Origin of the sequence: Aliivibrio sp. EL58, from assembly GCF_900312675.1 — a bacterium.
GTDB lineage: Bacteria > Pseudomonadota > Gammaproteobacteria > Enterobacterales > Vibrionaceae > Aliivibrio.
This window is the reverse complement of record NZ_OMPC01000002.1, coordinates 25,988-45,827: the sequence shown is the minus strand read 5'-3', so window position 1 is coordinate 45,827 and position 19,840 is coordinate 25,988. Positions and strand designations below refer to the sequence as shown.

At 40.4% G+C, this 19,840-nt stretch carries 18 protein-coding genes; 10 read left to right on the top strand and 8 right to left on the bottom strand.

Translation table 11 applies throughout. The features are described from left to right. The first annotated feature begins 7 nt into the window (after positions 1–7). The gene (locus ED622_RS05205; protein ID WP_122032894.1) at positions 8–787 is read left to right on the top strand and encodes a DUF547 domain-containing protein; all 780 of its coding nucleotides are present in this window, start codon (positions 8–10) and stop codon (positions 785–787) included. Positions 788–796: 9 nt separating this feature from the next. Here ED622_RS05205 and djlA read toward each other — a convergent pair whose 3' ends face one another. Beyond that, on the bottom strand, positions 797–1,639 hold the full coding sequence (djlA, locus tag ED622_RS05200; protein ID WP_122032893.1) for a co-chaperone DjlA: 843 nt from the start codon (positions 1,637–1,639) through the stop codon (positions 797–799). Between the two features lie 207 nt (positions 1,640–1,846). Here djlA and lptD point away from each other — a divergent pair, with 207 nt between their 5' ends. The 5 genes from lptD (at position 1,847) to apaH (ending at position 8,476) form a co-directional block, all read left to right on the top strand. Then, positions 1,847–4,204 (top strand): LPS assembly protein LptD, encoded by a 2,358-nt coding sequence (gene lptD, locus ED622_RS05195; RefSeq protein WP_122032892.1) that lies wholly within the window; start codon positions 1,847–1,849, stop codon positions 4,202–4,204. 68 nt (positions 4,205–4,272) lie between these two features. Then, complete coding sequence (surA, locus tag ED622_RS05190; protein ID WP_122032891.1) at positions 4,273–5,586, top strand: peptidylprolyl isomerase SurA; 1,314 nt, start codon at positions 4,273–4,275, stop codon at positions 5,584–5,586. Continuing rightward, positions 5,579–6,568 carry a 4-hydroxythreonine-4-phosphate dehydrogenase PdxA gene (pdxA, locus tag ED622_RS05185; protein ID WP_162922464.1) on the top strand — a complete coding sequence of 330 codons (990 nt, stop codon included), beginning with the start codon at positions 5,579–5,581 and terminating at the stop codon, positions 6,566–6,568. The genes surA and pdxA overlap by 8 nt, the downstream gene beginning before the upstream one ends. Continuing rightward, a complete protein-coding gene (rsmA, locus tag ED622_RS05180) occupies positions 6,565–7,398 on the top strand; it encodes a 16S rRNA (adenine(1518)-N(6)/adenine(1519)-N(6))-dimethyltransferase RsmA (RefSeq protein WP_045103013.1) in 834 nt (277 codons plus the stop codon). Before pdxA ends, rsmA begins: the two co-directional genes overlap by 4 nt. A gap of 253 nt (positions 7,399–7,651) precedes the next feature. After that, positions 7,652–8,476: a bis(5'-nucleosyl)-tetraphosphatase (symmetrical) ApaH gene (apaH, locus tag ED622_RS05175; RefSeq protein ID WP_122032889.1), complete on the top strand. Its 825-nt coding sequence runs from the start codon at positions 7,652–7,654 to the stop codon at positions 8,474–8,476. Positions 8,477–8,704: 228 nt separating this feature from the next. Here the strand turns inward: apaH and folA are convergent, their stop codons facing one another. The 6 genes from folA to rplU all read right to left on the bottom strand — a co-directional run bounded on the left by folA (position 8,705) and on the right by rplU (position 12,596). After that, entirely contained in the window at positions 8,705–9,184 is a 480-nt protein-coding gene (gene folA, locus ED622_RS05170) for a type 3 dihydrofolate reductase (RefSeq protein ID WP_162922463.1), read from the bottom strand. 25 nt (positions 9,185–9,209) lie between these two features. Beyond that, complete coding sequence (locus ED622_RS05165; protein ID WP_122032888.1) at positions 9,210–9,701, bottom strand: threonine/serine exporter family protein; 492 nt, start codon at positions 9,699–9,701, stop codon at positions 9,210–9,212. 31 nt (positions 9,702–9,732) lie between these two features. Further along, positions 9,733–10,500: a threonine/serine exporter ThrE family protein gene (locus ED622_RS05160; protein ID WP_122032887.1), complete on the bottom strand. Its 768-nt coding sequence runs from the start codon at positions 10,498–10,500 to the stop codon at positions 9,733–9,735. Between the two features lie 124 nt (positions 10,501–10,624). Further along, positions 10,625–11,800 (bottom strand): Obg family GTPase CgtA, encoded by a 1,176-nt coding sequence (cgtA, locus tag ED622_RS05155; protein WP_122032886.1) that lies wholly within the window; start codon positions 11,798–11,800, stop codon positions 10,625–10,627. Between the two features lie 209 nt (positions 11,801–12,009). Further along, positions 12,010–12,267, bottom strand: a complete 258-nt coding sequence (gene rpmA / locus ED622_RS05150; RefSeq protein WP_012549189.1) for a 50S ribosomal protein L27 — start codon at positions 12,265–12,267, stop codon at positions 12,010–12,012. A 17-nt stretch (positions 12,268–12,284) separates the two neighbouring features. Further along, positions 12,285–12,596, bottom strand: a complete 312-nt coding sequence (gene rplU / locus ED622_RS05145; RefSeq protein ID WP_122032885.1) for a 50S ribosomal protein L21 — start codon at positions 12,594–12,596, stop codon at positions 12,285–12,287. Between the two features lie 276 nt (positions 12,597–12,872). Between rplU and ispB the strand changes: the two genes are divergently transcribed. Beyond that, positions 12,873–13,844 carry an octaprenyl diphosphate synthase gene (ispB, locus tag ED622_RS05140; protein ID WP_122032884.1) on the top strand — a complete coding sequence of 324 codons (972 nt, stop codon included), beginning with the start codon at positions 12,873–12,875 and terminating at the stop codon, positions 13,842–13,844. Positions 13,845–13,928: 84 nt separating this feature from the next. Here the strand turns inward: ispB and mdh are convergent, their stop codons facing one another. Further along, positions 13,929–14,864 (bottom strand): malate dehydrogenase, encoded by a 936-nt coding sequence (mdh, locus tag ED622_RS05135; RefSeq protein WP_045103021.1) that lies wholly within the window; start codon positions 14,862–14,864, stop codon positions 13,929–13,931. 333 nt (positions 14,865–15,197) lie between these two features. On the opposite strand from mdh, the gene argR reads away from it, so the two are divergent. The 3 genes from argR (at position 15,198) to ED622_RS05120 (ending at position 19,797) form a co-directional block, all read left to right on the top strand. Continuing rightward, on the top strand, positions 15,198–15,668 hold the full coding sequence (gene argR / locus ED622_RS05130; protein WP_122032883.1) for a transcriptional regulator ArgR: 471 nt from the start codon (positions 15,198–15,200) through the stop codon (positions 15,666–15,668). 344 nt (positions 15,669–16,012) lie between these two features. Continuing rightward, the gene (locus ED622_RS05125) at positions 16,013–16,987 is read left to right on the top strand and encodes a TAXI family TRAP transporter solute-binding subunit (protein ID WP_122032882.1); all 975 of its coding nucleotides are present in this window, start codon (positions 16,013–16,015) and stop codon (positions 16,985–16,987) included. Between the two features lie 230 nt (positions 16,988–17,217). Further along, complete coding sequence (locus tag ED622_RS05120; RefSeq protein WP_122032881.1) at positions 17,218–19,797, top strand: TRAP transporter permease; 2,580 nt, start codon at positions 17,218–17,220, stop codon at positions 19,795–19,797. Positions 19,798–19,840: the final 43 nt, after the last annotated feature.

The window sequence follows — 19,840 nt, the reverse complement described above, 5'->3', positions numbered from 1 at the left end:
ACCTTTTATGAAAACCCTTATCTCCTCACTACTTTTGCTTTTCTCATTCAATACGTTCGCAGCACCCAAATCTGAATTATGGGATTACTGGGATGTCAGTAATGAAAAAAATGCCACCACTATTTCACATCAATATTGGCAACAAACGTTAGATAAATACCTTATAACTCAAGGGGAATACACTCTTTTTGATTATGCCAATATTACTGATGCAGATAAGCGAACCCTTAACAGCTATTTACGCCAAATGAGTCGTATTGATCCGAGAGAGTATAAAAAAGCAGAGCAATACGCTTATTGGGTCAATCTTTACAATGCCATCACAGTAAAAATTATTTTAGATAATTACCCTATTAAATCCATTACTAAATTAGGTGGGCTATTTACCTTTGGGCCTTGGGATGAAGAGGTTGCTGTAGTTGCAGGAAAAGTGTTAACACTCAACGACATTGAACATCGAATTTTAAGGCCTATTTGGAATGATCCAAGAACTCACTACGCCGTAAACTGTGCGAGTCTTGGTTGCCCTAATCTGCAACCTAAAGCATTTACCGCCAGAAACAGCGATAAGCTATTAGATAAAGCCGCAACTGAATTCATTAATAGTGAAAAAGGCGTGCTCATTACTGATAACAAGATCCAGCTTTCGTCTATTTATGATTGGTTTGCGGTCGATTTTGGTAATCAACAGCAACTTTTTGAGCATTTAAAAAAATATCGCCCTGAATTACAACAATTCAAAGGCGACATTCATTACGACTATAATTGGAAGTTAAATAAACAATAAGAGATCAGGTTATTTAATCCCTTTAGCTTTCTTAATTAAATCGTAAGCACCTTGGATTTCTTGCGCTTTCTCTTTTGCCATTTCCATCATTTCTGGTGGCAAACCTTTTGCCACCAATTTATCAGGGTGATGCTCATTCATTAACTTACGGTGAGCACGCTTAATTGTTTTTGCATCCGCATCTTCACTAATACCTAATAAATTATAAGCATCCGTTAGCTGGTCAGCAGAACTTGCTTGCTGCCATTGACCTTGTTGAGAACCACCTTGACCAGAAAAGCCACCACTGCGCTGAAAACGAAAAGCCGCTTCTTGCATTTTTAAACGTTTTTCTAATTGTTCGGCACTAAAGCCAAGCTCTTCCGCAACAATATGTAAGATGTCTCTTTCACTTGGATGAATATCACCGTCAGCAATGGCAGATGCGATCTGTAGCTCTAAAAAGAACTGCAGCAGATCATAACGGCCACCGGTAATTGAACGAATCTTTTGTAGGGTTTCACGTAATGGAAAATCGTTTTCTTTCCCTTCTCTAAACGCTTCTTGAGCTTCTTTTTTCTGCTCTGCATTCAGATTCATACGATCCATCATCATTGATGCTAGCTGGATCTCTTGTGCTGTTACTTGCCCTTTGGCTTTAGCAACATGCCCCATGACTGAGAAAGCAGCATGAAAGAATTCTGCTTGTTTTTTAGTTTGAGAAGCCCCACCCGTTTGAAAGGTAAAACCACTGCTTGCCATACGTTTTGCTTTATCAAATTGATGGCCAATAAAGATCCCTAATGCCGCACCAAAAAAGCCGCCAAATAGAAAACCAAAAAAACCACCCAATATTTTGCCGAATATTTGCATTTTAAATTCCAATTAATGAATTATTTTATTTTTACTCTGTCACACAATGAGCAAGCGCAGCCTGTTACTTTACAACCATTAATAGATGATAGCGACATCTTATAGGTGGTTTGGGCATGGCTTTTGCTTTATTATAAACAAGTGACTCTGTCTAGTCTCTTTGAGTATATCAGCGGATTAATATAACGAACAGGAACGTCTAACTCGATGCCTTTTACCTCTCGCAGCCTACTTGCTTCATTTGCTGGATGCCTTCTTTACGGTTCTCCCGTCATCGCTGATGATGGAAGTAAATCTATATCTCCAGAAAGTAGCATAATCTTCCCTTTACAAACTGACACAGTAAACTCCTGTGAAGTACCAGATAAAGCCTCAAAAGAGGAAGAAGATCAACAACCGGTGCTTATTCAAGCAGATAGCGTTGAAGCCAGTAATAATTCAAAAGCAACCTATAAAGGTAATGTTCATATTATTAAAGGCCGCCAAGAGATCAAAGCAGACAGTATTACTTTACACCAGCAAGAGAACATCGCTATTGCAGAAGGTAATGTTAATTACTCAAGCATGGATATGCGCTCAACCTCAGATAAAGTAACTACTGACCTAACCACTGAAGATACCACCATGGTTAATACGGCCTATAAAATGTCGTGTCAGCCAATTCGAGGTCAAGCTAGTCGTGTGTTAAAAACGGGCCAAGAAATCTACCAATTGGAAGATGCCTCGTTCACAACTTGTCCAGCAGGAGATAAAAGCTGGCGCTTTAAAGCCAGTGAGATCGAGTTAGATCAATCAGATGAATGGGCAACCTTCTACAATGCTCGATTTGAAGTCCTTGATGTACCAATTTTTTACTTACCTTACATTACAGTCCCTGTTGGCGATAAACGTAAAACTGGGGTACTGATCCCAAGCGCAAGTTTAGACAGTAAAAATGGTTTTGAGCTTTCCGTTCCCATTTACTGGAACATCGCACCTAACTACGATGCCACAACAACCATAAACTACATGGAAAGACGTGGTACGCAATTAGAAGCTCAATTCCGTTATTTAGAAAGCTTCGGTCAAGGTACTGTCGATGTCGAATACCTAAATGAAGATGCCAAGTTTACAGAGAAAGGCGCTCGCTGGGGTGTTAGCTGGGATCATTCAGGTATCTATCAACAACACTGGAAATTTGATGTTGAATATTCTCAAGTCAGTGACATTGATTATTTCCAAGATTTAAATTCAAGCATTGGTACTCGTGATGAGGGTCAATTACAACAGTCAGGCGAAGTGTCTTATCGTGATCAAGATTGGGATATGACAATGCGTGTGCGTGATTTCCAGGTCCTCGTTGATGACAGCTACCCATATCGCTTAATGCCACAAATTGAATTCAATTATTATGCACCTCAATTTTACAACGAATTTGATTTTAACTTACACAGCCACATTAGTAAGTTTTCAACCGATGACCCAACAAAGCCATCGGCAACTCGTGTGCATCTAGAACCAAAGTTAAGCTTACCACTAAGTTCTGCTTGGTGGTCATTAACGCCTGAAGCTAGCTTACTCTATACTTATTATTCTCAAGATTTTGATCGTACAGAAGCCTCATTATCTGGATTAAAAGAAGAAACCTCTCGAACTATTCCAGAGGTTCGTATTAATGGTGCTATCTATTTAGACAGTACTCATAAGTTCTTGGGTGAGTACTTACAAACATTAGAGCCTAAAATACAATATTTATACGTACCTGAAGTCGATCAAAGTGAGATTTATGGTGGCCGAGGTGAAGGCGGTTATGACAGCAGCAAGTTGCAACTAGATTATTATGGCTTATTTAGAGATCGCCAATACAGTGGTGTTGATTATATTGCCGCAGCAAACCAATTTAGTATTGGTGCCACATCTCGTTTCTATGATGATGCCTATAAAGAGCGCATGAATATCTCTTTTGGTCAGATCCTATATATGAACGGATCTGGTACGACGAACGAAGATGATACTAGTAACTCATCTGCTTGGGCTATTGAAAGTGACTTTAACTTCAATGACTACCTATTTTATCATGGCGGTGTTCAGTACGATTCAAATGTTAGTGAGCTTCAAGTTGCCAACAGCACGTTGGAGTACCGTCATACCAAAGGGTATATACAAGCTAACTATCGTTATGTAAGTAAAAACTACATTGAGAGTAACGTAAACTTTGAAGATGATTTAGGGCTTATTACTCAGCATGGTATCTACCAAGCTGGTCTGTTAAGTGAATATAATATTGGTGGTAACTGGGCTCTCAAAGGCCAATATTTCCACGATACCAAAGAAGACCAAATGATAGAGGCCTTAGTTGGTGTGACCTATTTAAGTGACTGTTGGTCATTTGGCTTAACTTACAGTGACCAACTAATCGCACCGAATAACGATCCTGCACTGGCGATTGGCAGTTACGAACCAGAATACGAAAGTAATATAATGCTTTCAATCGCGATTCGAGGTTTAGGTACAAACACAGGTATCACCTCAGGTTCTGCAACCAATGCATTGGGCTATGGTCGCCCATTTTATTTGAATAATTAATTTATACGGACATACATGAAGTGCCTACTTTCTATGGCACTTCATTCTCCTTACTCTTGGATGACACTATGAAAAATTGGAAACTCCCTTTTATTAGCACGCTACTGCTGATGCTAACTATAAATGTGCACGCAGCTCCTGTTGAATTAGATCGCGTTGTTGCCATTGTTGATGAAGGCGTTGTTCTACAAAGTGATATTGATACTTCACTGAAAACAGTAAAAATCAATGCTCAAGAAAAAAATCAACCACTGCCTGAAGAGTCTGTTCTTCGTGAGCAAGTATTAGAAAAATTGATTGTTGATACTATTCAAAGCCAACAAGCTGAGAAGATGGGTATTCGAATTGATGATACTCGTCTTGAAGAAGCACTAAAGGGTATTGCAAAAGAAAACAACATGACCCTTGCTCAACTACAACAAAAAACAGCAGCTCAAGGTTTATCTTACGCCAGTTTCCGTGAACAAATTCGTAAAGAGATCGCGGCAAGTGAAGCACGAAACGCACAAGTTCGTCGTCGTATTAACATTCTCCCTCAAGAAGTTGAAAGCCTTGCTTTGTTACTTTCAGAAGAGACTCAAGCAACCGTTCAATACAAAATTAGTCACATTCAATTACGTACCGAAGACGGTGCCACTCAGGCTGATAAAGAAGCACTAGAACAACAGGCAGATGAGTTAACTGAACGTCTACAGCAAGGTGCTGATTTTGCAACGATGGCATATACCTATTCTAAAGGCCCAAAAGCATTGCAAGGTGGTGATTGGGGTTGGATGCGTAAAGAAGAGATGCCAACCATCTTTGCAGACCAGATTACCGGTCAAGGAAAAAGCAGTATTATTGGTCCATTCCGCTCTGGCGTTGGCTTCCATATTCTTAAAATTGACGATGTAAAAGGCCTTGAAACAATTGCCGTTACCGAAGTAAATGCACGCCACATCCTAATAAAAACCTCGGTTATCATGAGTGATGAAGGTGCACAACGTCAGCTAAATAATATTATCGCAGACATTAAAGCAGGTAATGATACCTTTGGCGAAATGGCTAAACGCTATAGCCAAGATCCAGGCTCTGCAGCAAGAGATGGTGAGTTGGGTTTCCAAACCCCTGATTTATACGTTCCTGAATTTAAACACCAAGTCGAAACTCTGCCTACAGGACAAATCAGTGCGCCATTTAAAACGGTTCACGGTTGGCATATTGTTGAAGTGTTAGAACGCCGCCAAGTAGATAGAACCGATGCAGCGATGAAAAATAAAGCTTATCGTATTCTAATGAATCGTAAATTTAACGAAGAAGCAGGTGCTTGGTTACAAGAGATCCGCGCAAGTGCTTATGTAGAAATACTAAAAGATACTGATGGTGAAGAAGATAATGAATAAGATTAAACGCATCGCAATTACTCCAGGAGAGCCTGCGGGTATTGGCCAAGATCTTGTTTTATCAATAGCACAACAAGCTTGGCCTCATCAGTTAGTTATTTGTGGTAATAAAAAAGCATTAGAACAAAGAGCTGAATTATTGGGGCTTAGTATCTCAATTAAAGACTATGACAGTAATGTTCCTGCGAAAACACATCAAGCGGGTACCTTAGTCGTTGATAATATCGAACTAGGCACAGATGTTATCGCAGGCGAGTTGAATGAAGCGAATGGTCATTATGTTCTTGATACCTTACGCCGCGCAGCTCAAGGCAATATGGATGGCGAATTTAATGCAGTGGTAACAGGACCGGTACATAAAGGTGTCATTAACCGTGCTGGTGTCGCCTTTAGCGGTCATACTGAATTTTTTGCAGAGCAATCAAACACACAACAAGTAGTTATGATGCTAGCAACAGAAGGCTTACGTGTTGCATTAGTAACTACTCACATACCATTAGCCTATGTGGCAAAAGCCATCACTGCAGATCGCCTAAAGCAAGTCACTCGTATCTTACATCAGGATTTAATGACCAAGTTTGGTATTTCAAATCCATCCATTTTTGTCTGCGGATTAAATCCACACGCAGGTGAAGATGGCTGTCTTGGTCGCGAAGAAATTGATATCATAGCGCCAGCATTAAATGAATTACGTGAAGAAGAAGGAATGAACCTTATTGGGCCATTACCTGCAGACACGTTATTTCAAGATAAATATTTACAAGAAGCAGACGCGGTACTTGCAATGTATCACGATCAAGGCCTTCCTGTGCTAAAATTCAAAGGCTTTGGAAAATCAGTAAACATCACTTTAGGTTTACCGTTTATCCGAACCTCCGTAGACCATGGTACTGCATTGGAATTAGCAGGTACTGGAAAAGCAGATGCAGGAAGCTTTATTACCGCACTAACCCATGCAATTGAACTGGTAGAAAATAAATGAGTACAAGAAATGATGTCCATCTAGGCCATAAAGCGAAAAAACGCTTTGGTCAAAACTTCTTAAATGACCCTTATGTGATCGATGGAATCGTATCTGCAATTAACCCTCTATCAGGTCAAAACCTAGTAGAAATTGGTCCAGGTCTTGGTGCTATCACAGAGCCTGTTGGTCGTGAAGTTGATAAGTTTACGGTTATCGAGCTTGACCGTGACTTAGCTGCTCGTTTGCGCACTCACCCTGAACTGGGTAGCAAACTAACTATTCATGAAGGCGATGCAATGCGTTTCGACTTCACGCAACTTATCCAAGAAGGTAATAAATTACGTATTTTTGGTAACTTGCCATACAACATCTCAACACCGTTGATGTTCCACCTTTTTGAATTCCATAAAGACATTCAAGACATGCACTTTATGCTACAAAAAGAAGTGGTAAACCGTTTAGCTGCAGGTCCTGGTACTAAAGCTTACGGTCGCTTAACAGTAATGGCTCAATACTTTTGTAAAGTAATGCCAGTACTTGAAGTGCCACCAACAGCATTTGTTCCGCCACCGAAAGTAGATTCTGCCGTTGTTCGTCTAGTTCCTTATGAGGTACTACCGCACCCAGCAAAAAACTTAAAGTGGCTTGATCGAGTGTGTCGCGAAGGTTTTAACCAACGTCGTAAAACAGTGCGTAACTGTTTCAAAGCGCTATTAACTAAAGAGCAATTAGAAGCATTAGATATTAATCCTTCTCTTCGCCCTGAAAACTTAACGCTAGAGCAATTCGTTAGAATGGCAAACTGGTTAAATGACAACTTCCAAGCAGAATCAAAAGAATCAGCTTAAGTTAAGCGTATAATCAACAACAGTTAAATATAAGGTGACTTCATTGTCACCTTTTTTCTATCTACGCGTTAATACCTATCACAGTAAGTAAGTGATCAGAAATAGTGCAGGAAAAATGCTTGAGAACAAGGCGAAATTTTTCGATAAGTAGTTATTCTACAATCAAAAGTTTCAACGCAGTTATCGAGTATTTTAACCAGCTAGGATAAACAATTATTTACTACGATTGGTATCATAATGAGAGGAAAGAGACATGGCGACCTATTTTGTAGGTGATATTCAAGGATGCCTAGACGAGCTATTATTATTGTTAGACCAAGTAAACTTTGATAAAGAAAAAGACCAACTATGGTTAACAGGAGATCTGGTTGCTCGTGGCCCAAAATCATTAGAAACTCTACGTTTTGTTAAGTCATTAGGAAAAGCGGCTGTTACTATCCTTGGCAACCATGATCTTCATTTACTTGCTGTTTCTCAAGGTATTTCTCGTGTCAAAGAGAAGGATAAAACCGCCCCTATTTTCTCAGCTCCAGACAGTAAAGAGTTATTAACTTGGTTACGCCAACAACCTTTATTAGCGGTTCATCCTAAGCATAATATTGTAATGAGTCATGCTGGTATTTCTCCTCAATGGGATATCAACACCGCGATTGAATGCGCTCGTGAAGTTGAAGCGGTTTTACAATCAGATAAATGGATTTGGTTATTAGAGAACATGTACGAAAACCAACCCGATTTATGGCGAGATGATCTTACTGGGATCGAGCGTTATCGTTATATTATCAATGCCTTTACACGCATGCGTTTTTGCTTTCATGACGCAAGTTTAGATATGGATTGTAAACAACCGCCACAAGATTTATCAGCAGAAGATAAAGATAAATTAGTCCCTTGGTTTGAGTTAAGCTCTCGCCTTCCCCTAACTCATAAAGTCATATTTGGCCATTGGGCTGCTTTGATGGGACATGAAGGAAATGACGTAATAGCGCTGGATACAGGTTGTGTCTGGGGGGAGTATATGACGATGTATCGTGTTGATGATGGGAAGTATTTTACTCAAAAAGCAATAGAGCAGTAACGAGATACGAGAACGCTACGCTCGAGGGACGAGTAAGTACAGAAACTAGAAACGATACGCTTCGCTGACTAGAGACTATAAGAGCAAAGAATTAGGTTTCAGGAAAATCAAAAGCGAGTACACCTGAAACCTGCAAACGAAGCGATCTGAACCCTTCTCTTATAGAAGCGAAGCGGTCTAGTTTCTAGTTTCTAGTTTCTAGTTTCTAGTTAGCGCAGCGTATAGCCTCTATCGTTCAAGAACCACAAACTCCATACCGTACTTATTCTTTTCATCTTTCAAATACATTTCAGAATGAGCCTGTTTCCAACCCTCTCCCCAATCAGGGAATTGAGTATCACCATCAATATCAGCATCGATAAACGTAAGATACAGTTTGTCAGCATCAGCAAGACACGCTTGGTAAATTGAACCACCACCAATGATCATTAGCTCGTCAATATCACCAGCGACTTGTTTCGCTTCATCAATTGAAGTTACACAAGTAACACCTTCAATCTTCATATTCGCATCACGGCTTAATACAATGTTCAAACGACCCGGTAAAGGACGACCAATCGACTCATAGGTTTTACGCCCCATTACAATTGGTTTACCCATAGTACATTGTTTAAACCATGCAAAATCAGCAGGTAAGTGCCATGGCATTTGATTATCAACACCAATAATTCGGTTCTTTGCCATTGCGGCAATCATGCTAATTTTCACAGTCATTCCTTATGTTACTAAACACTTAAACAATCGACTTCCTACGGTAAAACAGCAGCCCCGGCATAGCAAGACCAATTGCTAATGCCGCAATCGTAAATAGCGTTTTAATTAGATTATCGATCATCAACGCCCATAATTCAGGCGAGTAACCAAGATGGTTAATTTCAACCACTGCGATCATTGCTTTAAATGCAAACACACCAGGGATCATCGGAATTAAAGCAGCAACTGTAAATACTTTAGGGTGAGCAAGAAAACGGTGTGACCAATGCACTCCGATCATACCCACCGTTGTTGCTGCACATAACGTCGCCCACTCTAAGGGGGCGCCATAATGCATTAATAAAAATCGAGTTCCATGACCAATTGCTCCACCAACGGCACAATATTTCAATGCCTTCACGGGAACATTGAAAACCAGAGCAAAACCTACGGCAGGGATCATTGCGAAAAACATATCGTTTAATAACGCGAGAAATAAATCAAAAATAGAACTCATTGTTACGCTATCCATCGGTAAAAACATCCATTTATACAAGCATTCATTAATTAATCCATCCCCAAACACCAACCAAGTTCATGGCACCAACAATACCTATGCTGGTTGATAAGGTAAGTAAAGTTGCGAATGTCCAGCGAGCTATCCCCATATTTACATAGCCTTTCACCATATCAGCGACAGCATTAATTAAGGGAAAACCAGGTACTAACATCAAAACAGAAGAAGCCATTGCGAGAAAGGGAGTATTACCAATATTGTAAATAACGGCTTGAGAAGAGATAAAAGTAGTAACAAAAGCGGTGATGCCAAAGTTAAGCAAGGGGTTAAAATGTCGATGCCCAATTTCTTGTCTTACAATCATACCAAGAGAAGAAGCAAGAAATGTCATCATAAATACTGGCCAATCTCCCCCTGCTAGTCGGCTAAAACTCGCACAAGAAAGCCCTATCATGACAACAACCAGCCAACGATTGTACCTTTCTGGGCTGATCGCATCTAACTTTACAGCGGCTTCATGGCAATCAAGTAAGCCTTTTTCCGACATAATACAGATCCGTTGTATCTCGGTGACCGCTCTCATATTGATACCGCGATCTGGCGCTCTTCTCGCTGTTGTCATGCAGTGTTCATCGATCATTGTCGTGATAACAAGTGAGCTGGCTGATAATGAAATTTCAACATCATCCGCACCTACAGCAATACCTAAACGTCGACTAACATCTGATACTAAACTGCTTTCTGCACCATGCTGAAGTAGCATTTGACCCGCTTTCGCCACTAAGCGTGATATTTCCCTTTGCTTTTCGTCCATTTTTCTTCGTAATAATTAACCAATTAGACGTCTATTCTAATCCTTTCATTTTTATCTTTAATGACCTAAATAAAAAAAACCGCAACAAGTGCGGTTTTTTATAATAAATTATCTTGATTAAGACTTAGTCACGAACATAGATAACATGACCGTCATCTTCTTCATCGTCCCAGTCATCGTCATCACCGTCTTCAGTAACCACGTTTTTACCAGATACTGCATCTTTATGGTAATCATCCCACATGAAGTCGACTTTATCTGCCGCTTTCTCTTCATCAGTTTGAATTTCTTTTGGCAGACTATCCATAAAGTCAGATAGCTCATCACATACTTCTTGAGTACCAGTGCGGCTTACTGCTGCGATCTTGAAGTAACGATCTTCCCATCCAAGAGCTTCTAGGATCTCGGTGATCTTCTCATTTGCTTCTTCTTCTAATAGAAGATCGGTTTTATTGAATAACAACCAACGAGGTTTACCAGCTACTTTTTCACTGTACTGCTCTAACTCATCAATGATAGTTAATGCATTTTGAACAGGATCACTGCCATCAATTGGAAGGATATCAATTACATGAAGCAATACACGACAACGCTCTAGGTGCTTCAAGAAGCGAATACCTAAGCCTGCGCCATCAGCAGCACCTTCAATTAGACCTGGAATATCAGCAACTACGAAACTCTTATTACCACGAGCACGTACCACACCTAAACTAGGGATAAGTGTTGTAAACGGGTAATCCGCGACTTTTGGTTTTGCTGCAGATACTGCACGAATAAAAGTAGATTTACCCGCATTTGGTAGGCCAAGCATACCTACATCAGCAAGAAGAAGAAGCTCTAGACGAAGTTCACGAACCTCACCTTTTGTTCCTAATGTCTTTTGACGAGGAGCACGGTTAACAGATGATTTAAAACGTGTATTACCTAAACCATGCCAGCCGCCTTTAGCTACCATAATTTTCATGCCGTGAGCCATTAACTCAGCAACTTTCTCACCGGTATCGATATCAATTGCACGAGTACCTACTGGTACTTTTAGAGTAATATCTGCACCACGACGACCAGTACTATTAGTACCACCACCATTTGTGCCACGCTCAGCAGCATAGAAGCGGTTAAAACGGTAATCGATTAGGGTGTTGAGGTTTTCATCAGCTTCTAGGTAAACATCACCGCCATCACCGCCATCACCGCCATCAGGGCCACCTTTTGCAACGAATTTTTCACGCCAAAAACTAACCGTTCCGTTACCACCGTCACCGGCATCTACTTTTATTGTCGCTTCATCAACGAATTTCATTTTCTTCTCCGAGATGTAGCGCTGGTACTCGAGAGTGGATCTTCTATGATCTTTACGCTACGTAATATATCGATATAGTCACTAATTAACTATTTTAGCATTTAAATTCGCTTATGGATTTTAAAGTAACAAAACAGTTAACTGGTGACTATCTATAAATAAAAAGCCCCGCCATAAGGCAGGGCTTTTAGAATTAATTTCTAAAACGATTATTCAGCGTCGATAGAAACGAATTTACGGTTTTTAGGACCTTTAACTTCAAACTTCACTTTACCTTCAGATAGAGCGAAAAGAGTATGGTCTTTACCGATGCCTACGTTAGTACCAGCGTGGAATTTAGTACCACGTTGACGTACGATGATGTTACCTGCAAGAACAGATTCGCCACCGAAACGCTTAACACCAAGACGTTTACTTTCTGAATCGCGGCCGTTACGAGTAGAACCGCCAGCTTTTTTATGTGCCATTTGTTATTCTCCTTAAATTAAGCGCTGATGCCAGTGATTCTGACTTCAGTGAACCATTGACGATGGCCCTGCTGCTTACGAGAATGCTTACGACGACGGAACTTAACGATTTTAATTTTATCGCCACGACCGTGCTGAACTACTTCCGCAGTTACTTTACCGCCAGCTACTAGAGGTGCACCAATAGTGATTTCTTCACCATTAGCAATCATAAGAACGTTGTCGAAATCAACTGTTGCGCCAGTCTCAACGTCTAATTTTTCCAAGCGAAGAGTTTGACCTTCACTTACACGGTGTTGTTTACCACCAGATTGGAAAACAGCGTACATATTTTACTCCGCTACTTTCGCACTACCATATATTTTGTTTACTCAACAATTTTGGTGTGCGTTAAACTTGTCATCAATAGGGTCCGGATTCTACGCGAATGATTTCAATCTGACAACCCAAAAATGAAGAAAAATGATGAAAAGATCACCGGCATGCTTAATAAGCCATAAGGAGGTAATTTTCGACTGTATTGCCAACCCCATTTTAGTGTATTATTTATGTAATCACTTATTACACTTAAGCCTACATTGGGCCCTAACCTTGCTGGAATAATAATGGATTTTAAAGCTATCCAAGCCCTTACGGCTGATGACATGGCAATCGTAAATGAAACCATCCTAGCTCAACTGAACTCAGATGTTGCGCTTATCAACCAACTTGGTTTTTACATTGTAAGCGGCGGCGGAAAACGTCTACGCCCAGTTCTTGCTATTTTATCTGCAAAAGCACTTGGATACGAAGGTAAAGACCACACAATGGCTGCGGCCTTTATTGAATTTATTCATACAGCAACATTACTTCATGATGATGTTGTAGATGAATCAGATATGCGTCGTGGAAAAGCCACAGCAAATGCTGAATTTGGTAATGCAGCAAGTGTGCTGGTTGGTGACTTTATTTATACACGCTCATTCCAAATGATGACGAGCTTAGGATCCATAAAGATCCTTAGCTTAATGAGTGAGTCAGTCAATGTGATCGCCGAAGGTGAAGTTCTGCAACTAATGAATTGCAATGATCCTAATACGACTGAAGAAAGCTATATGCAAGTGATCTACTCTAAGACCGCTCGCCTATTCGAAGCTGCCACTCAGATCGGCGCGATCCTAAATGATGCACCACAAGAAATTGAAACCGCTCTACAAAATTACGGCAAATACCTCGGCACTGCATTCCAGCTTATTGATGATGTCATGGATTACACCTCTGATGGTGAAGACATGGGTAAAAATGTCGGTGATGATCTCGCAGAAGGTAAACCAACACTTCCTTTACTGCATGCAATGAATCACGGTAATGCTGAGCAAGCAGCGATGATCCGTGAAGCGATTGAGCAAGGGAATGGACTCGATAAACTAGAGCCTATCTTAGCCTGTATGAAAGAAGTGGGTTCATTAGAGTACACTAAGTTAAAAGCAGATGAAGAAGCAGATAAAGCGATTGCTGAATTAAATATACTGCCTGAATCAGATTATAAAGAAGCGTTAAAAGCACTGGCTCACTTAGCCGTTAAACGCAGTAAGTAACGTTTACGCTTAAAATAAGAAAATAAAAAGGGCAGATAATAAATATCTGCCCTTTTCTCTTTTCATAAATTGATCAATTATTCGTTACTTAACGAACTCTTCACCAATTTTGATATCCGCTTTCAAAGTATCTAGCATGCTATCTAATGCTTCTTGTTCAAATGCACTCAGTTCACCATAAGATTGAATTTCTTCAACGCCATTCTTACCAAGAAGAATTGGCTGAGCGAAGAAGCGAGCATGCTCACCATTACCTTCAACATAAGCACATTCAACAACGCCTTTCTCACCACTTAATGCTTTCACTAGTGATAGACCAAAGCGACACGCCGCTTGACCCATTGAAAGTGTCGCAGAACCACCACCGGCTTTTGCTTCAACAACTTCGGTTCCTGCATTTTGAATGCGAGGAGTTAATGCCGCAACTTCTTCAGCAGTAAACTCAACACCTTCAACTTGAGAAAGAAGAGGAAGAATAGTTACGCCTGAGTGACCACCGATAACTGGTACGCGGATCTCGCCTGGATCTTTGTCTTTTAATTCAGCAACAAACGTTTCAGAACGGATCACATCTAGTGTAGTCACACCAAACAATTTATTTTTATCGTATACACCTGCTTTCTTTAATACTTCAGCAGCAATCGCAACGGTTGTATTTACTGGGTTAGTAATAATACCAATACACGCATTTGGGCATGTCACTGCAATTTTTTCAGCTAATGACTTAACAATGCCTGCATTAATATTGAAAAGATCTGAGCGATCCATTCCTGGTTTACGAGCAACACCTGCAGAAATTAAAACGACGTCTGCATTATCAAGAGCTGGTGTTGGATCTTCACCGCAATATCCTTTGATAGAAACTGGCGTTGGGATGTGACTAAGATCCGCAGCAACACCTGGGGTTACCGGTGCAATATCATAAAGAGCAAGATCAGATCCTGCTGGTAGTCGATTCTTAAGAAGTAATGCTAACGCTTGTCCGATGCCTCCTGCGGCGCCAATAACAGCAACTTTCATGTTCTTTCTCCTTGAGTAGTAGAGGTATATTTTTATTATTAATTTACTTTCAAACTGAAAGTGACGTTATAGCAAGCTCAAATGAAATTCAATGCTCTTCGCTTCGCTTTGCGACCTTACGCAATGACATCCTAATCGTGCTACAAATTGAGCGCGACTCTACTTGCATTTATCCTTGCTTGTAAATGAAATTGTCTTACGAATTAGAGATCTTGAACAAAATATAATGAATAAAACATGAGTAAGTATTCACATAAATTCCATTTTGATTTGGTTATAGGTAAATAATTATGCGAGAATAGTAGGAATTATTGCAAAAAGAATCAAAACATCATGCGAAATAATGAAAAGCAAGAACGATTAGTTAAAGAATTTAAATCCATTCTTAAAGCGGAACGATTTGGTTCGCAAGGTGAAATTGTTGATGCCCTTCGTATCTCTGGTTTCGATAACATCAATCAATCAAAAGTATCGCGAATGCTAACTAAGTTTGGCGCAGTTCGAACTCGTAATGCCAAAATGGAAATGGTGTATTGCCTACCCATTGAACTTGGAGTGCCTACGGTTTCAAGCTCGTTACGTGAACTAGTGATGGATATTGATTACAACAATGCATTAGTTGTTATTCACACAGGCCCGGGTGCAGCTCAACTTATTGCTCGATTACTGGACTCTTTAGGAAAATCTGAAGGAATTTTAGGCGTAGTTGCTGGCGATGATACTATCTTCATTACTCCAACACGATCAATTAATGTCGCTGACTTATTTGACTCTGTTTGCGATCTTTTTGAATACAGCGTGTAACGTCACTCTTCCGAATAAATAGAGGTCACATTTATAGTTAAGTGACCTTTACTCTCTCGTTCTCTTCAACGTCCCTCTAATCTCTGCGTTAACAAAATGTAAATTTAGACGAAAATGCTAATTATTAAACTCATCAATAGTTAGTTATTTCACACTTTTGATATATTTTAGTTAACAGCGTTTTAAAAAACTTGTATTAATTTGCTATCATTCGCATGCCATTTCCGTAACAGGAAATTTAAAACTTCACGATGAAGTAAATAAATACTGTTTCTCATTTTTCACCTTCTAGCCTCTAGAACATTTAGATAAGAGAGAAACAACATAATAAGGAAAGGAATAACATGGCATTAAAAAACTTAATTAAAGTAACCGCTGTTGCTACTGCAATGCTTGGTGCTGGTATGGGAACTGCGAGCGCTCAGGAGTTCATTACTATTGGTACTGGTTCAGTGACTGGTGTTTACTACCCAACTGGCGGTGCCATTTGTAAGTTAGTGAACAAAGATCGTAAAGAACATAATGTTCGCTGTTCTGTTGAATCAACAGGCGGTTCAATCTACAACGTAAACACTATCCGTGCAGGCGAGCTTGACTTTGGTATCGTTCAATCAGATTGGCAGTACCATGGCTATAACGGCACAAGTAAATTTGAAGCTCAAGGCCCTTATAAGAAACTACGTGCAATGTTCTCTCTTCATACAGAACCTTTTAACATCATCGCTCGTACAGATTCAGGCATTAACAACGTTGCTGATTTAGAAGGAAAACGTGTAAACATTGGTAATCCAGGTTCTGGTGACCGTGCAACAATGAGTGTTGTTATGGATGCTATGGGTTGGACTAACGATAGCTTTAAGCTAGCTTCTGAACTAAAAGGTTCAGAGCGTTCACAAGCTCTTTGTGACAACAAAATTGATGCGTTCATCTACATGGTTGGTCACCCAAATGGTTCAATCAAAGAAGCTACGACGTCTTGTGATGCTAAGTTAGTCTCTGCTACGGGTCCTAAAATTGATAAGATCGTTGCTGATAACCCTTACTATGCTAATACAACAGTACCTGCAGGTATGTACCGCGGTACTGAAGGCGATGTAAATAGCTTTGGTGTTGCGGCAACAATGGTTACAACTTCTGATGTTTCTGATGAAGTTGCTTACAGTGTAGCAAAAGCGGTGTTTGAGAACTTTAATACGTTCAAACGTCTACACCCAGCATTTGCAACACTGAAAAAAGAAGACATGGTAAAAGAAGGTCTTTCTATCCCATTACACCCAGGAGCAGTGAAATACTACAAAGAAGTTGGTCTACTAAAATAGTATATCTTCTAAGTAGCACTATCCTTTACTGGTAGTGTTGTTATAAAACGAAGAGACCCGTTGGTCTCTTCGTTTCTTCTAACACCCCTGATCTTTCTATGCCACGGATAACAACCAATAATAAAACGGATTTAAAGATCGGTTCTTTCTAGCCTATATATTGGCTTATATTCAGTAATCTAATACTTAATGATTGAGTGTTAGGTTCGACCATCACTAAGGAAAAGTACATGACGCAGTCGTCAAATACGTCACAAGATGTGCAAGAAATGGTGGCCCAATCTGATACTGGTGCGCGTTCACCGCAAGGATTATCTGGCCGTATTCTATGGTTTGTTCCACTATGTTGGTCTCTGTTTCAACTTTGGTATGCTTCCCCTTTACCGTTCATTTTTGATTTCGGCATACTCAATGATACTGAAGCACGTTCAATACATTTAGCGTTTGCTATTTTCTTAGCCTTCACGGCTTATCCCGCTCTTAAAAACTCACCAAGAGACCGTATACCCGCCGTTGATTGGGCTCTTGCATTTGCAGGCAGTTTTTCAGCCGCTTATATTTATATTTTCTATGCGCAACTTGCGGATCGTTCTGGCGCTCCAACGACTCCTGATATTATTGCATCCGTCGTAGGTATGGTGCTATTACTTGAAGCTACACGTCGCGCTTTAGGTCCACCACTGATGGTGGTTGCTGCTGTATTCTTGCTTTACACCTTTGCTGGCCCTCATATGCCAGATGTCATTGCACACAAGGGCGCAAGTCTAAATAAAGCAATGTCACATCTATGGCTAACAACTGAAGGCGTTTTTGGTGTTGCACTAGGCGTATCCACTTCTTTTGTTTTCTTATTTGTTTTATTTGGTGCCATGCTAGAAAAAGCAGGTGCTGGTGCTTACTTTATTAAAGTCGCGTTTTCTTTACTTGGTCACATGAAAGGGGGCCCAGCAAAAGCAGCTGTCGTAGCTTCAGGTCTATCTGGTTTAGTTTCTGGTTCATCAATTGCTAACGTAGTAACAACCGGTACGTTTACGATCCCACTAATGAAGCGTGTTGGCTTCTCTGGTGAAAAAGCCGGAGCTGTCGAAGTTGCTGCATCAACCAATGGACAATTAACACCGCCAATTATGGGTGCAGCTGCATTCTTAATGGTTGAATACGTTGGTATCTCTTATGTAGAAGTAATTAAAGCGGCATTATTACCCGCTCTAATTTCTTATATCGCCCTACTCTACATTGTTCACCTAGAAGCATGTAAAGCAGGAATGACTGGCCTTCCTCGTCGCCATACACCAAAGTTACTTCACAGCTTACTTTCTTTCACTGGAACGATTTTAGGTCTTTGTGTTATGAGTGCTGCCGTTTATTACGGCATTGGTTGGACTAAAGATGTCTTTGGTGATGGCGCGACACCAATTGTAACAGTTGCTCTATTACTTGCTTATGTGGGCTTAGTTAGCATCTCTGCAAGATATCAAGAGCATGCAATGATGGCGATTGATGAAGAGCTGACTGAAGTTCCTGATCCAGGGCCAACCATTAAATCTGGTCTGCACTTCTTACTGCCTATAGTCGTATTAGTATGGTGTTTAACAGTAGAACGCTTCTCTCCAGGTTTATCTGCTTTTTGGGCATCAGTATTTATGATTTTCATCCTACTGACTCAACGCCCACTCATTGGTTTTTTTGCTAAAGAAGACAATGTAGCAGAGCAAGTAAAACAAGGGTTTAATGATTTACTAGAAAGTCTAGTATCAGGTGCTCGAAACATGATTGGTATTGGTGTAGCTACCGCTGCTGCTGGTACGGTTGTTGGTGTGGTAACCTTAACGGGTATCGGACTAGTAATGACTGATTTTGTAGAGTTTATCTCTGGTGGTAGCATCATTCTTATGCTGCTATTTACTGCGGTAATCAGCTTGATTTTAGGCATGGGTTTACCAACAACAGCTAACTATATTGTTGTATCTACCTTGATGGCTCCCGTTATTGTAACCTTAGGTGCTGCTCATGGTCTGATCATTCCATTAATTGCGGTTCACTTATTCGTGTTCTACTTTGGTATTCTGGCCGATGATACGCCTCCTGTAGGTCTTGCGGCTTTTGCTGCAGCCGCAATTGCAAAATCAGATCCAATCCGTACTGGTATTCAAGGTTTTACCTATGATATTCGTACCGCGATTTTACCTTTCATGTTTGTTTTCAATACCCAACTACTATTAATGGGAATTGATTCTTGGTGGCACTTAGCTCTAACAATTATCTCTTCAATCATTGCGATGTTGACCTTCTCTGCCGCAACACAAGGCTGGTGGTTTACTAAAACAAAATGGTGGGAAGTCATACTACTACTCTTGATCACATTCTCACTGTTCCGCCCAGGTTTCTGGTGGGATCAAATCTATCCAGCTAAAGATTATCACCAAGGTATTGAGATCGCTCAAATTGCAGAAGGACTAAATGTGGGACAATCACTGACATTAGAAGTGACAGGACAAGATCTAGAGGGTGATGTCATTAGCAAAACAGTTCGCTTACCTTTTGAAGATCGAGCAGTCACTGGTGATGAACGTGTAAGCTCTATGGGTCTAATGCTATCTAAAGTAGATAACAAGATGATTGTAGATATGGTTGAATTTGGCAGTCCAGCCGAAGCTTCTGGAATTGATTTTGACTGGGAAATAAAGAATGTTGTGCTTGATGCAGAACGCCCTCTGAAAGAGTGGGTATTTGTACCAACACTACTTCTACTGTTTGCACTAGGCTTTAATCAGCGTCGCCGAGCGAAAAAGGAAAACTTGGTGGCATAAATTAATGAATGGAATCTAGGGGAGTAATCCTCCCCTAATTAGG

What these genes read in the sequence shown, in the direction of transcription:
- ED622_RS05160 (WP_122032887.1), bottom strand. Translation starts at nt 10,500, where the DNA reads ATGGACGAAAAGCAAAGGGAAATATCACGCTTAGTGGCGAAAGCGGGT.
- rsmA (WP_045103013.1), top strand. Translation starts at nt 6,565, where the DNA reads ATGAGTACAAGAAATGATGTCCATCTAGGCCATAAAGCGAAAAAACGC.
- argR (WP_122032883.1), top strand. Translation starts at nt 15,198, where the DNA reads ATGCGAAATAATGAAAAGCAAGAACGATTAGTTAAAGAATTTAAATCC.
- surA (WP_122032891.1), top strand. Translation starts at nt 4,273, where the DNA reads ATGAAAAATTGGAAACTCCCTTTTATTAGCACGCTACTGCTGATGCTA.
- apaH (WP_122032889.1), top strand. Translation starts at nt 7,652, where the DNA reads ATGGCGACCTATTTTGTAGGTGATATTCAAGGATGCCTAGACGAGCTA.
- pdxA (WP_162922464.1), top strand. Translation starts at nt 5,579, where the DNA reads ATGAATAAGATTAAACGCATCGCAATTACTCCAGGAGAGCCTGCGGGT.
- ED622_RS05165 (WP_122032888.1), bottom strand. Translation starts at nt 9,701, where the DNA reads ATGGATAGCGTAACAATGAGTTCTATTTTTGATTTATTTCTCGCGTTA.
- ispB (WP_122032884.1), top strand. Translation starts at nt 12,873, where the DNA reads ATGGATTTTAAAGCTATCCAAGCCCTTACGGCTGATGACATGGCAATC.
- lptD (WP_122032892.1), top strand. Translation starts at nt 1,847, where the DNA reads ATGCCTTTTACCTCTCGCAGCCTACTTGCTTCATTTGCTGGATGCCTT.
- ED622_RS05205 (WP_122032894.1), top strand. Translation starts at nt 8, where the DNA reads ATGAAAACCCTTATCTCCTCACTACTTTTGCTTTTCTCATTCAATACG.
- cgtA (WP_122032886.1), bottom strand. Translation starts at nt 11,800, where the DNA reads ATGAAATTCGTTGATGAAGCGACAATAAAAGTAGATGCCGGTGACGGT.
- ED622_RS05120 (WP_122032881.1), top strand. Translation starts at nt 17,218, where the DNA reads ATGACGCAGTCGTCAAATACGTCACAAGATGTGCAAGAAATGGTGGCC.
- ED622_RS05125 (WP_122032882.1), top strand. Translation starts at nt 16,013, where the DNA reads ATGGCATTAAAAAACTTAATTAAAGTAACCGCTGTTGCTACTGCAATG.
- mdh (WP_045103021.1), bottom strand. Translation starts at nt 14,864, where the DNA reads ATGAAAGTTGCTGTTATTGGCGCCGCAGGAGGCATCGGACAAGCGTTA.
- rplU (WP_122032885.1), bottom strand. Translation starts at nt 12,596, where the DNA reads ATGTACGCTGTTTTCCAATCTGGTGGTAAACAACACCGTGTAAGTGAA.
- rpmA (WP_012549189.1), bottom strand. Translation starts at nt 12,267, where the DNA reads ATGGCACATAAAAAAGCTGGCGGTTCTACTCGTAACGGCCGCGATTCA.
- djlA (WP_122032893.1), bottom strand. Translation starts at nt 1,639, where the DNA reads ATGCAAATATTCGGCAAAATATTGGGTGGTTTTTTTGGTTTTCTATTT.